Consider the following 13,257-nt stretch of genomic DNA (forward strand, 5'->3'; position numbering starts at 1 on the left):
TCGACGAGCCGTTAAGACTTGATGCAAATGTGCCGGCCGTGGATGGGCGGCGAGGGGGACCTCAGATGATTTCGACCTGGAGCGAATGGAAGCGCTATCCCCGTCCGGGACGTGGCGAGAACCTGGAGGCGCCGATTTCGCCGGGGATCTACGAGGTCCGCGTCGCCGGTACCGGCGCCCTTTATTCCTTCGGGGCGGTGGACAATCTGGCTCAGGCGCTGGCGCTGCTGCCGGTCGGCTCGAAGTCATGGTTCGGCCGCCGCGACACCTCGTCAGTCCCCGATTTAGAGTACCGGACCTGCGCGACGTCCACGAAAGCGGATGCCAAGGCCGCCGCGGAGCGCATGATCGGCCGCCGCGAGACCTATATGAGCGGCGCGGCCTAAGGCCGCTGCCAGTTTAGCTGCCATCTGACGTGCGTTTGCAGGGCGGTGCATTGCGCACCGTCTGTCCCTATATTGCGGCCGATCCGATCGCCCAGGGAGAAACGCCATGACACCGACCGCCGCCGCACGCGCCCCGCAAGCCACCGCCACTCTGCGCGACCGGTTGAAGGACCCCTCGCTGCTGAAGGAGGCCTGCTACATCGACGGCGCCTGGGTCGGCACGCCGGTCTTCGCCGTCAACAATCCCGCCACCGGCGTCGAGCTCGCAAAGGTGCCGCAGCTTGGTGCCGACGACACCACCCGGGCGGTTGAAGCCGCCGAGCGCGCCTTTCCGGCCTGGGCCAAGCACACGGCCAAGCAACGCTCCAACACCTTACGCAAATGGTTCGAGCTGATCACCGCCAACCGCGAGGATCTCGCGCTGATCCTCACCTCAGAGCAGGGCAAGCCGCTCACCGAGGCGCTCGGCGAGGTCGATATCGGCGCGGCCTATATCGAGTTCTTCGCCGAGGAAGCGAGGCGCGTCTATGGCGAGACCATCCCGACCCAGCGCGCCGATGCGCGCCTGCTCGCCATCAAGCAGCCGATCGGCGTCTGCGGTGCGATCACGCCGTGGAATTTCCCGAACTCGATGATCACGCGCAAAGTGTCGCCGGCGCTGGCGGCCGGCTGCACGGTGGTGCTCAAGCCCGCCAACGAGACGCCGCTGTCGGCGCTGGCGCTGGCCGTGCTCGCCGAGCGCGCCGGCATCCCCAAGGGCGTGCTCAACATCATCACCGGCGATGCACCGCCGATCGGCAAGGTGCTGTGCGAGCATCCGGCGGTGCGCTTCGTCGGCTTCACCGGCTCGACCGCCGTCGGCAAGATCCTCTACCAGCAGGCCTCGGTCGGCGTGAAGCGGCTCGGCCTCGAGCTCGGCGGCAACGCCCCCTTCATCGTATTCGACGACGCCGACATCGACGCCGCGGTCGAAGGCGCGATCGTCTCGAAATATCGCAACATGGGCCAGACCTGCGTCTGCGCCAACCGCATCTACGCCCAGGACAAGATCTACGACGAGTTCGTGCAGAAGCTGTCGAAAAAGGTCGCCGCGATGAAGATCGGCGACGGCACCGAAGGCGGCGTCACGCAAGGCCCGCTGATCAACATGAAGGCGGTCGACAAGGTCGAGCGCCACATCGCCGATGCCGTCAAGCGCGGCGCCAAGGTTGTCACCGGCGGCAAGCGCAGCGAGCTCGGTCGCTCCTTCTTCGAGCCGACGGTGCTGGCCGACGTCAAGCCGGACTCGCTGGTGTCGCAGGAGGAGACCTTCGGCCCGCTCGCGCCCGTGATCCGCTTCAAGGACGAGGCCGATGTCATCGCAATGTGCAACGCCTCGCCGTTCGGCCTCGCCTCGTACTTCTATTCCCGCGATATCGGCCGCGTCTGGCGCGTCGCCGAGGCGCTGGAATCAGGCATGGTCGGCGTCAACACCGGCCTCATCACCACCGAGGTCGCTCCCTTCGGCGGCGTCAAGGAAAGCGGCCTCGGCCGCGAAGGCTCGCGCCACGGCATGGAAGAATATGTCGAGATCAAATACGTGATGATGGCGGGGGTGTGAGCGGCTCGCTCGTGTCAGCGCGAATGCGAGCCAGGCGGAGATGTTGGAGAGGCCGACCGGCCTCTCCACGTCATTGCGAGCGGAGCGAAGCAATCCAGAATCCCTTCGCGGAAACACTCTGGATTGCTTCGCTGCGCTCGCAATGACGGAGCTGCGGTAACAGTCGGGCCTAAATCTTCAGCTCTGTCCCCGTCACGCGCCGATACGCTTCCAGGTACCGCTTGCTGGTCGCGTCCACCACGCTGGCCGGCAGCGGCGGCGGCGGGGCGTCGCCGTTCCAGCGGCCGGCGCGGCGCTCGACGTCGAGATAGTCGCGCAGCGGCTGCTTGTCGAAGCTCGCCTGCGGCTGGCCCGGTCTGTAGGCGTCGACCGCCCAGAACCGCGACGAATCCGGCGTCATCACCTCGTCGATCAGGATGATGCGGCCGTCCTTGTCGCGGCCGAACTCGAACTTGGTGTCGGCGATGATGATACCCTGCTCGCGGGCGAGCTCCTCGCCCAGCGTGTAGATCGCCCGCGTCATGCTCTCCAGCGTGTAGGCGACCTCGTCGCCGACCACCGCGCGCATCTTCGCGATGGTGATGTTCTCGTCATGGCCGCTTTCGGCCTTGGTCGCGGGGCTAAAGATCGCCGGCTCCAGCTTCTCGCTCTCGACGAGGCCCGGCTTCAGCTTCTCGCCGGCCAGCGTGCCGCTCGCCGCATATTCCTTCCAGGCGGAGCCTGAGAGATAGCCGCGGATCACGCATTCGATCGGGAACACGGTGGTGCGCTTGCACAGCATGGCGCGGCCGAGGATCTCGGCGCGGTGCGGTTTCAACGCCGGCACGGCCGCAATGATCTCGTCGGTGTCGGCGCTGATCATGTGATGCGGCACCACGCCTTCGAGCTCATTGAACCACCACGCGCTGATCTGGGTCAGCACCGCGCCCTTCATCGGGATGGTCTCGCTCATCACCACATCGAAGGCGCTGATGCGGTCGGTGGTGACGAGCAGCAGGCGGTCGTCGTCGACGGCGTAGATATCGCGCACCTTGCCGCGTCCGATCTTGGATAGAGGCAGGTCGCTGGAGAGCATGGTGGTCATCGGCAAAGCCTTCGCACAGGACATCCGGCCGCGTCTGATGGCGCGGCCGGACACCGGATTAGCCTATTCCGGCAGCGGAATGAACTCGTGTTCCTGCGGAACTGCGGCGAAGCGCCCGGTTTTCCAGTCCTGCTTGGCCTGCTCGATCCGCTCCTTGCTGGAGGAGACGAAATTCCACCAGATGTGGCGCGGGCCTTCCAGCGCATCGCCGCCGAGAAACATCATTCGCGTCGCTTTCAGCGCCTTCACGGTGATGCGGTCGCCGGGCCGGAAGATCAGCAGGCGCGGCCCCTCGTAGCGCTCGTTGGCGATCTCGACCTCGCCGTCGACGACATAGATCGCACGCTCCTCATGATCGGGGTCGAGCGGCACGCTCGCGCCCGCGAGCGCCGTGACCTCGGTGTAGAACCAGGGCGAGACCATCGAGACCGGCGAGGCGATGCCGAAGGCGGAGCCCGCGATCACCCGCGCAGTGAAGTCGCGCTCGGAAATCATCGGCAAATCGCCTGCCGCATAATGCTGGAACGACGGCGCGATCTCTTCGGAGCCCGCCGGCAGCGCGATCCAGCTTTGCAGGCCGAGCATCTTCTGGCCCGAGGCGCGCTGCGCGTCCGGCGTGCGCTCGGAATGCGCGATGCCGCGCCCGGCCGTCATCAGGTTCATCGCGCCGGGAGCGATCTCCTGGACGTTGCCCTCGCTGTCGCGATGCATGATTGCGCCGTCGAACAGATAGGTGACGGTGGCAAGCCCGATATGCGGATGCGGCCGCACGTCCATGCCCTTGCCGGAGACGAACTGCACCGGGCCAAAATGGTCGAAGAAGATGAAAGGCCCGACCATCTGCCGCTTGCCGTGCGGCAACGCCCGGCGCACCGCGAACCCGTCACCGAGATCGCGCGTGCGCGGCACGATGACGAGATCGAGCGCATCGCAGGACATGGGATCGCCGAGCACGGGATCGTTCGAGGGCTGCCAGCTCATGGGGGGACTCCTTTGGCTTTGTTGAACGCGACGCTAGCAGGATTTGGCGTCGCCGTCGCGACAAAGCTCCGCTAACCCTTGCATGCGGATCGTCCTTGAAAAACCGGGCGCAACGAACGATGTTCGGCTGCCTTCAACCGCGACCGTTCGCCCCAGCCGATGACCCTTGCCGCAACCGAACTTGCCTTCCGCGCTGCCAGCGTCGCGCTGCTATTGGTGCTGGCGGCGTCATTGCTCTCCGATTTCCGCAATGTGCTCGCGGCCCGCCTCGGCGCGGCCTTCGCGCTAGGCTCGGCGGCGCATGCCGCGAGCTATTCCATCGGCGTGTCGTCGCTCGTTCCAATCTGGCACGCGCCGCTGATTGCACTGTCGACCGGCAACATCGTCGTGTTCTGGCTGTTCACGCGCGCGCTGTTCGACGACGAGTTTCGGCTACGCTGGTGGCATGGTTTGATCTGGGCCGCGGTGACCGCCTTCAGCTTCGTCGGATGTCTCTGGATCGCGCCGGGCGGCAACGCGCGGTTCTCCGTGACGGCAATGAACCTGATCGTGCTCGGCTTCATCGCGCTCGCGGTGGTGCAGACGATCGGATCGTGGTCCGCCGATCTGGTCGAGCGTCGCCGCCGCCTGCGCGTCGTCATCGTCTGCGCCGCCGCACTCTATGGCGGGTTGAATGCGCTGCTCCAGATCCTCGTTGCCTTTAGCGCGAGCGATGTCGCCGACACCATCAATACAGGCGTGCTCGCCTGCATCGTTGCCGCGATCGCCTACGCAATGTTGCGAGTCGATGGCGCCGATCTGTTTCCGATTGCGCCAGAGCCCGCACCCGCGATCGCGCCGATCCAGCCTTTGGCCGAGGACTCCGACCAGAAACTCATCGATGCCCTGATGCGCCTGATGGCGGACGAGCGGATCTATCGCCAGGAGAACATTACCATCGGTGTGCTGGCGGGCCGGCTCAGGATTCCCGAATACAGGCTGCGCCGCCTGATCAACCAGCGGCTCGGCTATCGCAATTTCAATGTGTTCCTGAACAACCACCGCATCGAGGAAGCCAAGGCCGCGCTCGCCGATCCCTCCCAGGCCGAGGTCCCCGTCATCACCATTGCCATGGACGCCGGCTTCCAGTCGCTGGGACCATTCAACCGCGCCTTCAAGGCGGTGACAGGCGTACGCCGACCGAGTACCGGCGGTTGAAGACGAGTGCGGCCTAGTTTCCAAGCCATTCTAATCACATTGAAATTCTGGAATCGGCCAGCTCGCTCCGAATTCGACCAGCCTGTTTTCCAGATCCGGCGAGCATCCACCGTCCGCATCCCGCTTCCTGCCCGGCCTACGCCCCAGCCGGAGAAAGCCCCGTGGCCCGTCGCCGCAAGATCGTCCTTCTCGCTACCGCCATCGCCGCAGCCGGCCTTGCGCTCGGCGCGGCCCAGGCCCGCGACGTTCCGAGGGTCGTGACCGGCTTCGTCGCCAACATCCTATGCGCCGAGACGTTCGTGTCCGGCCTCGATCCCGGACGCAACTTCGCCGAGACCACCGACGCCATGCCCGGAGCGAGCCTGATCAGCTGGGCGATGGAGTACAGAATCGACCGCGTCCGCAAGGACGTCACGGTGACGCTGTTCGGCTTCGGCGGCAGCCACGCCGTGTATCGCGAGGGGCTCGGCTGCACGCTCGCGCACGGCGCTGGCATCGTCGCCGTCGAGCCGCTGCCTGTCGACAAACGGCCGGCCTTGCTGCCCGAGATCGCCGGTCCCGCGATCGTGCCGCCGCAAAGCCCCGCGCTCGCCGCTGCGCTCGACCGCGCCTTCGCCGAGCCCACGCAGCCGCCTCACCGCCGCACCCGCGCTATTGTCGTGATGAAGGCCGGCCGCATCGTCGCCGAGCGCTACGCCGACGGTATCGAACCCGAGACGCCGCTGCTAGGCTTCTCCATGACCAAGTCGGTAATCTCGGCGCTGATCGGCGTGCTGGTGCGTCAGGGCAAGCTGAAGGTCGACGGCCCCGCGCCGGTCACCGTCTGGAGAGATTCCGACGATCCGCGCCATGCCATCAATGTCGACCAGCTGCTGCGTCACACCGCGGGCCTTGCGCTCGGCAGCTCGCTGCAGGCCTCGCTCGGCTCCGGGCTCGAGCCCATCAACCGGATGAAATTCGCTGAGAAGGACATGGCCGCCTACGCCGAGAGCATCCCGCTCGCAACCGCGCCGGGCACGGCATGGAATTATCACGACGGCAACAGCCTCATCCTCGCGCATCTGATTCGCGATGCGGCCGGCGGTACACCGGAAGATGCCTTGCGCTTCGCGCGCCGCGAATTGTTCGCCCCGCTCGGCATGCGCCATGTCGTGCTCCAGCTCGACGGCGCCGGCACGATCGAAGGGTCGAGCGAGATGCTCGCCTCCGCCCGCGACTGGGCGCGCTTCGGCCAGCTCTATCTCAATGACGGCGTCGCCGGCGGCAAACGCATCCTGCCGGAAGGCTGGGTGAACTATTCGGCGAGTGCTACGCCAAATGCGTGGGTCGGCATCGGCGCCGGCTTCTGGACCAACCGGGGCGACAGCCTTGGCGCAAATTATCGCGTGGAGCACGGCTGGCCGCGCGATGCCTTCTTCGCCAAGGGCACGATCGGGCAGTACACGATCGTGATCCCGTCGCAGCAGCTGGTGATCGTGCGCATGGGGCGCTCGCCGAACGCGCCGCCGCACGCCGACGGTGTGTTCGACCTCGTGCGCGATGTGGTGGCGGCAACGCGCGAGAAGGGGAGGCTGGCGGGAGGGAAATGAGTTCTTTCTTACCCTCCCCTGGAGGGGGAGGGTCGATCGCGCGCAGCGCGAGCGGGGTGGGGTGACGGTCTCTCCGCGACGAACAGTGCCCGAGTGGAGAGATCACCCCACCCCGTCACGCAATCTCGCTTTGCTCGATCGCGTGCCGACCCCCCCCCTCCAGGGGAGGGTAAGCGAAGCCCTGCGGCGAACCTGCTTACCTCCCCAATTCCGTCGCCTGCGCCACGCGGTCGAACCGCTCCAACGTCATGATCGCGTCGGCAAATTTTTCCGCGCGCGCGTTCAGCACGGGGCGGGCCAGCGTCAAGAACTTCTGCTGCATCGCCTGGGTGTCCGGAAAAGAATTCGGCTCGCCCGAGGGGTCGGCATAGAGCCGCTCGTGCACGCCGTCGTCCGTGGTGATGCTCACGCGCGCGCCGAAGGGATGGCTGCGGCCGATCTCGAGGCGATCGTCCTGCACCACGTCGAACTTGTCGGCGAGCGCGTCGATGGCGGAGTCGCCGAGACGGTTGTAATCGTCCCAGCCGAACGAGCCCTGGTCGAGCGCGAGCGCGCCGGTGAAGAACATCGAGAACTGGCCGCCGACGATCGAGCGCGGGTGCCGCTTGGTCGCGGCGTCGCCGGTCAGCGTGATGCCGTTGCGGTGCAGACCGATCTCGACGCGCTTGACCTGCTCCGGCGTCAGATTGTGCTCGCGCCGCATCGCGATCAGCGCGTCGATCGCGGCATGGGTGTAGCGGCAGCTCGGATAGGGCTTCACGCCGATCTTCATGGTCTCATAGGTCTTGCCGAGCTCGGCCACCGCCTTGTCCGGATGCGCATCGTCGGTATAGCCGGCGAGCAGGCCGTGCTTGCCTTCGACCGACTCGGTCGCACCGACGAAATCGTTACGCGCCAGCGTCGCGGCGATCACCCCGTTCATCGCGGCGGCGCCGACCTGGTAGCGCTTGTTCCAGGCGCCGTTGACCAGGAATTGCAGCGAGCCCGCGGCCTGGCTGCCGGAGATGCCGAACGCGGCAATCAGCTGCTTTTCGCTCAGGCCGAACAGCTTGCCCGCCGCCGCGGCTGCGCCGTAGGTGCCGGCCGTCGCCGTCGGGTGGAAGCCGCGCGCGTAATGCGAGGTCGGATCGAGCGCATTGCCGAGGCGGCAGCAGACCTCGTAGCCAGCAACGATCGCCGTGAGCACGTCGCGCCCGGAGGCGCCGACCATCTCGCCGACAGCGAAGGCGGCCGGCACCACCGGTGCGCTCGGATGCAGCGAGGAATCGGCATGGGTGTCGTCGAAATCGAGGGAGTGGCCGAGCGCGCCGTTGAGCAGCGCCGCGACCGCCGGCGTCCAGGTCTTGGCATCACCGAACACGGTGGACTCGCCCTTGGTGTCGAGCGCCAGCGCCTCCAGCATCTTCAGCATCGACGGGGTCGATTCCGCCTCGCGTCGCGCCCTGATGGCGCTGCCGAGGAAGTCCAGCGTCAGGACCTTGGCGCGCTCCAGCACCTCCGCCGGAATATCCTGGTACTTGAGATTGAAGACATAGGCGGCGAGCGTTGCGGTTTCGTGAGCCATCGTGTTTCCTCGATTTGGCGCGCAAGTTAGGCGGGCTGATTTGGCCTTTCAAGCGGCCTTGCGTCGGCGGGGATCAGCCATGCTTTTGCTTAGGCGAAAAGGATCGGGATATTCCGCATGACGCGCGCAAGGCAGCTGTTCGACCGGATTCGAGCGCGGCGGACGCAATTGGGGCTGGCGATCCGGGTCACGGTCGCCGCGACAGCGGCCTATGCGATCGCGACCGCGCTGCATCTGCTGCTGCCGCTCTGGGCGGTGCTGACCTCGCTGATCGTGACCCAGATGAGCGTCGGCCGCTCGCTGAAGGCGACGCGCGACTACATGCTCGGCACCATCGGCGGAGCCCTCTATGGCGGCGCCATCGCCATCCTGATTCCCTATTCCAGCGAGGCGGGCCTGCTCGGCCTGCTGGTCCTCTCCGTCGCCCCGCTCGCCTTCATCGCCGCGATCAATCCGAGCCTCAGCGCCGCCACTGTCACCGCCGTGATCGTGCTCCTGGTTCCGACCCTGCATCATGCCGATCCCCTGACCTCGGCGATCGATCGGGTCAGCGAGGTCGGCGTCGGCGCCGTCACGGGATTGCTGGTCTCCTTCCTGGTGCTGCCCTCGCGCGCGGTGCGGCAGATCCGCGCCAGCGCGGCGGTTCTGCTCGAGCTGATCGCCGATGCCCTCGCCGAGCTGCTGGCAGGCCTCACGCGCGGCCGCGACAACGACGCGCTGCACCGGATCCAGGACGGCATCGGCACCGCGATGGTCAATCTGAATGCGATCGGCTCCGAAGCCGAGCGTGAGCGCGCGGCGCGCTTGTCGAGCGGTCCGGACACCGGCCCATTGCTGCGAACGATCCTGCGGCTGCGCCATGACGTCGTGATGATCGGCCGCGCCACGGTGGTGCCGCTGCCGGTGGAAGTGCAATTGCGGCTGGCAGCGCCCCTGTCGGAAGTGTCGACCGTGATCGCCCGCTTCCTCCGCTCGGCCGCTGGCGCCTTGCGCGAGGGCGTCGGCGCGCCGCCGATCCATCCCGTCCATGTCGCGCTCCAGCACTATGCCGAGGCGGTCGCGTCCGTCCGTCAGGATGGCCTGATCCGCGGCCACGCGAGTGACACAGCCGAGCGCTTCTTCGCGCTCGGCTTCTCCCTGGAGCAGATGCACCAGAATCTCGGCGACCTCGACCGCGTCGTCGGCGAATGGTCGGAGGCCTCGACAGATAAAACCGCACGCGTTGCGGAGTGAGTTCGGGCGCGTCGTCGTCAACGTCGGCTTTCGACAGTAATGCGCGTGTGCGAAGCGCGGCGGTGATCGGCGGTCTGCGGCTCTGAGTCGCTCCACGCACGAGGTTCCATCGGGTCATGTTGCTGACGCATTTTCTGTTTTAATCGGCGAGAAGCTAAACACGACGTGAGACCACTCCGGTTCTCACAACGGTTCCGTAGCCAGGGGTTGGCTCGAATCCGCAAAATGTTCGGCAAGTTCATGAGCGCTGCTGCGTTCGCTTGACCACGTTTGCGGTTCTGGAACCGGACAATCTAAAAAATCACAGGACTCATGATGCTCTTCCGCTCGAGCGCCGCAGTTTGCGGCGCCCTGGTTATGCTTGCCTTCTCTGTTGCCGTTGCTCGAAGTGAAACGCGTGGGGATCACTCAAGTGCCGTCGTCGATGCCGCCTCGGGCGATGCGATTATTGGCGCGGCGTCCACCTATAATCCGTTCAAGCCCGGCAAGGAGGAGGGCGGTCCGCAGACGGCTTCCGGCGAACGTTATGATCCCTCCGCCTGGACGGCTGCCATCAAGACGAGCCTGCGCCGGAAATTCGGTGGGGTCGGATTCGGCGCGAGGCCGAAATATGCTCTCGTCGAGGCCGTGGGCAAGAAGGTCATCGTCAAGATAAACGACGTGGGACCACTAAGACCTGGCCGCATCATCGACCTCAATGAGCGAACGATGCGCCATTTCGATCCGAGCATGGACCTCGGTGTCATTCCTGACGTGAAAGTCAGTCCGCTCGCTGGCGACAATTGGACTGCAGGGCCGGTGGGCTGAACAGGGCGTGTTCGTTCAATGTCGGCCCGCACAGTTCATCGGGCCGTCTCCACGATGCGTCCCATCATGTTGCGGACCACGAGCTTGTGGAAGGGCATGATCAGCGCAAGATAGGTCCGGCCGAGCAGGTTGTGCGTGCGCACCAGCGTGGTCGAGGTCACCTGCCGGCGCGCGGCATTGCCTGAAACGTCGACCACGATGCGGAAATCGAGGTGCGAATCATCGAAGCCCGCGACCAGCTGCTCCGGCGTCTCGCTCAGCACCGGAAACAGGCCGATCATGCCGCCCGGCGCCGGGGCGCCTTCGCCCGATGTCTTCAGCCCGAACGGCCTCACCAGAATGTTGCGCAGGCGCAGCAGTGCGTCGATCCAGCGCGGCCCGTGCAGCACCATCCTGGTGCAGGCTTCGCGGGCATTCACCGCCGCGGCGCCGATGTCCACGCAAAACGCGTCGATGAACTGCGCGCCGGCGAGCAGCGCATCGGCATCGACTTCAGGCGCGACTTCGCGGACCGTCCCGATCATCCCGCCATTTTGCGCGTCAGCATCCGGAAGCGCAAGATCAGGAGCCCGGCATAGACGAACGTGCCGATCGAGAATCCGATCCAGACGCCGATCGCGCCCAGCCCTGTGTGGAACGCCAGCAACCAGCCGATGGGAAAAGAGACGCCCCAATAGCCGATCGCGGCGAACAGCAGGGTCATCTTGGTGTCGTTGATGCCGCGCAGCGCGCCGCCCATGATGGTCTGCAGGCCGTCGGCGATGAAGAAGCTGGCCCCGACCAGCAGCAGCGTTGCCGTCAGCTCGACGGTGGCCGCACTTTCGCTGCCGGCGCCGAAGAACAGCCGGCCGAGCTGATAGCGACCGATCACAATGGCGATCGTCAGCGCGGAGACCAGCGCGAGGCCGAGCACGGCTGCGACGAGCCCTGCGCGCTTCACCGCCGCCGGATCATTGCGGCCGAAGGCATGACCGACCCGCACGGTCGCCGCCATGCCGATGCCGAGCGGCACCATGAACAGCACGGCGGTGACCTGGAGCGCGATCTGGTGCGCGGCAATCGCGGTGGTCGAGATCAGGCCCATCAGCAGCGCGGCCGAGGAGAACAGGCCATATTCCAGCAGCAGCGAAAACGAGATCGGCGCGCCGATCGCGATCAGCTGGCGCATCAGGGGCCAGTCGATCCGCCAGAAGTGGGCGAGCGGACGATAGTCCGCGAACGGCTTGCGCAGCCCGGCGATCGCGAGCGCGGCGAGGAAGGTGCCGAGATTGACCAGCGTGGTCGCAAGCCCCGCGCCGAACAGGCCGAGCTCGGGCAGGCCGAACAGGCCGTGGATCAGGGCATAGACCAGCGCGGCATTGACCGGGATCGCCGCCAGTGTGATCCACAGCGGCGCCTGCGGTCGGTTCACCGCGCTCATCATGCTGCGCAGCGCGATGAATCCGAGCGCCGGTGCGATGCCCCAGGCAAGGCCGTTCAGATAGTGCTGCGCCAGCGCGGCCGAGTGCGGCGTTTGACCGAGCGCGAGCAAAATCTGCTCGCCATAGAGCGGCGAGGCCATCATCGGCAGCGAAATCAGCAGCGCGGCCCACAGACCGACGCGCAAGGAGCGCCGAATGCGCCTGACGTCGCCGGCGCCGAACGCCTGCGCCGCCAGCGGCGACACTGCGGACGTCAATCCGAGCCCGAACGTGAAGCTGACGAAATAGACCGTATGGGCCAGCGCCGCCGCGGCCACCGCCTCCTCGCCGAGCCGGCCGATCATCGCAAGATCGGTCGTGATCATCGCGATCTGGCCGAGCTGCGTCAGCATCAGCGGCACGGCGAGGCGCAGCGTCTCGATGAATTCTTCGGCAAGATGGTTCTGCCGTGCGTCCAGGCGTGCCCGGTACCGCCGTTTGGTATCCAAAAGCTCGGTCATGCCGGGGACATAGCAGCCTCGATCGGCGAAGTAACGGCAAAGAAATGTGAGGGCGGGTGCCGCTGAAAAAAGGCGGGGGCTCAGGCGAAGGAAAGGTCGGGTTGCACCGTATTCGTCATGTGCGGCGAATCTGGGCCGGTCTCACATTGGGAATTGAGTATGATAACGAGATTTAGACTGACGTTTGCCGCACTGTTCATCGGTTCTGCCATCCTGGGTGCCGGCGCCGCTGCAGCGGCCGACCTGAGGCTGCCCGCAGCACCGCCGGCGGCGTCGGCAGCCCTGCTGAGCTGGGCGGGGCCCTATTTCGGCGTTCAGGCCGGCTATCTTTCGGGCCGCTCCGAGATCTCGCTGCCCGCGACGGGTGAATTCCACTTTGTCGATCCGAAGGGCGCGATCGTCGGTGCAACGGCGGGCTTCTCGGCGCAATGGGGCCGGATCGTCGCCGGGCTCGAGGGCGACGTGAACTTCGTCGATGCGCGCACGACGATCGATACCGGCTTTGCGCCGACACCCGCGGTCACGCAGCTTCAATCCGCGGTCAATTGGAACAGCCGTCTCCGTGGACGGATCGGCTATGCTTTCGACCGCACGCTGCTGTTCGCCGCCGGTGGCCTTGCCGTCGCGGGCGTCGAGAGCAAGGCGTTCGACAATGGGATCGGGGCCGTTGCGAGCTGGAGCGATACACGGATCGGCTGGTCGATCGGAGCGGGCGGGGAATTCCGCTTCGCACCGCAGGCCTCGGTCCGGCTCGAATATCTCTATGACAATTACGGCTCGAAGACGCTGGCCGCCCAGACGGTCGGCGCGACGACCTTCGGCGCGCGCGAGTCCCGGCTCGACACGCACACGGTGCGAGCCGGAGTCTATTGGCGCTTTTGATGCTCGGTTGGAG

The 13,257-nt window shown here is 66.1% G+C and carries 11 protein-coding genes and 1 pseudogene; 7 read left to right on the plus strand and 5 right to left on the minus strand.

Annotated features, from left to right (window positions below; all coding sequences use genetic code 11):
* The first annotated feature begins 65 nt into the window (after positions 1-65).
* Together I6F33_RS28460 and I6F33_RS28465 are read left to right on the plus strand one after the other, a co-directional pair.
* Entirely contained in the window at positions 66-386 is a 321-nt protein-coding gene (locus I6F33_RS28460) for a hypothetical protein (protein ID WP_036002694.1), read from the plus strand.
* Between the two features lie 106 nt (positions 387-492).
* A complete protein-coding gene (locus I6F33_RS28465; protein WP_225144801.1) occupies positions 493-1,986 on the plus strand; it encodes an NAD-dependent succinate-semialdehyde dehydrogenase in 1,494 nt (497 codons plus the stop codon).
* Between the two features lie 169 nt (positions 1,987-2,155).
* On the opposite strand, the gene I6F33_RS28470 is transcribed toward I6F33_RS28465, so the two are convergent.
* A complete protein-coding gene (locus I6F33_RS28470) occupies positions 2,156-3,070 on the minus strand; it encodes a phosphoribosylaminoimidazolesuccinocarboxamide synthase (RefSeq protein WP_225144802.1) in 915 nt (304 codons plus the stop codon).
* A 63-nt stretch (positions 3,071-3,133) separates the two neighbouring features.
* Positions 3,134-4,051: a pirin family protein gene (locus I6F33_RS28475; protein ID WP_036024106.1), complete on the minus strand. Its 918-nt coding sequence runs from the start codon at positions 4,049-4,051 to the stop codon at positions 3,134-3,136.
* A gap of 159 nt (positions 4,052-4,210) precedes the next feature.
* Here I6F33_RS28475 and I6F33_RS28480 point away from each other — a divergent pair.
* Both I6F33_RS28480 and I6F33_RS28485 read left to right on the plus strand, forming a co-directional pair.
* Positions 4,211-5,265: pseudogene (locus tag I6F33_RS28480) on the plus strand (helix-turn-helix domain-containing protein).
* Positions 5,266-5,409: 144 nt separating this feature from the next.
* On the plus strand, positions 5,410-6,837 hold the full coding sequence (locus I6F33_RS28485) for a serine hydrolase (protein WP_225144803.1): 1,428 nt from the start codon (positions 5,410-5,412) through the stop codon (positions 6,835-6,837).
* 196 nt (positions 6,838-7,033) lie between these two features.
* Here I6F33_RS28485 and I6F33_RS28490 read toward each other — a convergent pair whose 3' ends face one another.
* Positions 7,034-8,401, minus strand: coding sequence for an MmgE/PrpD family protein (locus tag I6F33_RS28490; protein ID WP_225144804.1), 1,368 nt, complete (start codon positions 8,399-8,401; stop codon positions 7,034-7,036).
* A 117-nt stretch (positions 8,402-8,518) separates the two neighbouring features.
* Here I6F33_RS28490 and I6F33_RS28495 point away from each other — a divergent pair, with 117 nt between their 5' ends.
* Positions 8,519-9,634 (plus strand): aromatic acid exporter family protein, encoded by a 1,116-nt coding sequence (locus tag I6F33_RS28495; protein ID WP_225144805.1) that lies wholly within the window; start codon positions 8,519-8,521, stop codon positions 9,632-9,634.
* A gap of 312 nt (positions 9,635-9,946) precedes the next feature.
* Positions 9,947-10,441 carry a septal ring lytic transglycosylase RlpA family protein gene (locus I6F33_RS28500; protein ID WP_193375181.1) on the plus strand — a complete coding sequence of 165 codons (495 nt, stop codon included), beginning with the start codon at positions 9,947-9,949 and terminating at the stop codon, positions 10,439-10,441.
* Positions 10,442-10,476: 35 nt separating this feature from the next.
* Here the strand turns inward: I6F33_RS28500 and I6F33_RS28505 are convergent, their stop codons facing one another.
* A complete protein-coding gene (locus I6F33_RS28505; RefSeq protein ID WP_036002662.1) occupies positions 10,477-10,965 on the minus strand; it encodes a DUF2867 domain-containing protein in 489 nt (162 codons plus the stop codon).
* Complete coding sequence (locus I6F33_RS28510; protein WP_225144806.1) at positions 10,962-12,362, minus strand: MATE family efflux transporter; 1,401 nt, start codon at positions 12,360-12,362, stop codon at positions 10,962-10,964. Before I6F33_RS28510 ends, I6F33_RS28505 begins: the two co-directional genes overlap by 4 nt.
* Before the next feature lie 159 nt (positions 12,363-12,521).
* Between I6F33_RS28510 and I6F33_RS28515 the strand changes: the two genes are divergently transcribed.
* Positions 12,522-13,244, plus strand: coding sequence for an outer membrane protein (locus I6F33_RS28515; protein WP_225144807.1), 723 nt, complete (start codon positions 12,522-12,524; stop codon positions 13,242-13,244).
* Positions 13,245-13,257: the final 13 nt, after the last annotated feature.

This window comes from Bradyrhizobium sp. BRP20 (genome assembly GCF_020194215.1).
Taxonomy (GTDB): Bacteria; Pseudomonadota; Alphaproteobacteria; order Rhizobiales; family Xanthobacteraceae; genus Bradyrhizobium; species Bradyrhizobium yuanmingense.

Excerpts from the sequence above, each read along its gene's own strand:
- I6F33_RS28510 (WP_225144806.1), bottom strand. The coding sequence starts at position 12,362 with ATGACCGAGCTTTTGGATACCAAACGGCGGTACCGGGCACGCCTGGAC.
- I6F33_RS28465 (WP_225144801.1), top strand. The coding sequence starts at position 493 with ATGACACCGACCGCCGCCGCACGCGCCCCGCAAGCCACCGCCACTCTG.
- I6F33_RS28500 (WP_193375181.1), top strand. The coding sequence starts at position 9,947 with ATGATGCTCTTCCGCTCGAGCGCCGCAGTTTGCGGCGCCCTGGTTATG.
- I6F33_RS28475 (WP_036024106.1), bottom strand. The coding sequence starts at position 4,051 with ATGAGCTGGCAGCCCTCGAACGATCCCGTGCTCGGCGATCCCATGTCC.
- I6F33_RS28505 (WP_036002662.1), bottom strand. The coding sequence starts at position 10,965 with ATGATCGGGACGGTCCGCGAAGTCGCGCCTGAAGTCGATGCCGATGCG.
- I6F33_RS28460 (WP_036002694.1), top strand. The coding sequence starts at position 66 with ATGATTTCGACCTGGAGCGAATGGAAGCGCTATCCCCGTCCGGGACGT.
- I6F33_RS28515 (WP_225144807.1), top strand. The coding sequence starts at position 12,522 with ATGATAACGAGATTTAGACTGACGTTTGCCGCACTGTTCATCGGTTCT.
- I6F33_RS28490 (WP_225144804.1), bottom strand. The coding sequence starts at position 8,401 with ATGGCTCACGAAACCGCAACGCTCGCCGCCTATGTCTTCAATCTCAAG.
- I6F33_RS28470 (WP_225144802.1), bottom strand. The coding sequence starts at position 3,070 with ATGACCACCATGCTCTCCAGCGACCTGCCTCTATCCAAGATCGGACGC.
- I6F33_RS28495 (WP_225144805.1), top strand. The coding sequence starts at position 8,519 with ATGACGCGCGCAAGGCAGCTGTTCGACCGGATTCGAGCGCGGCGGACG.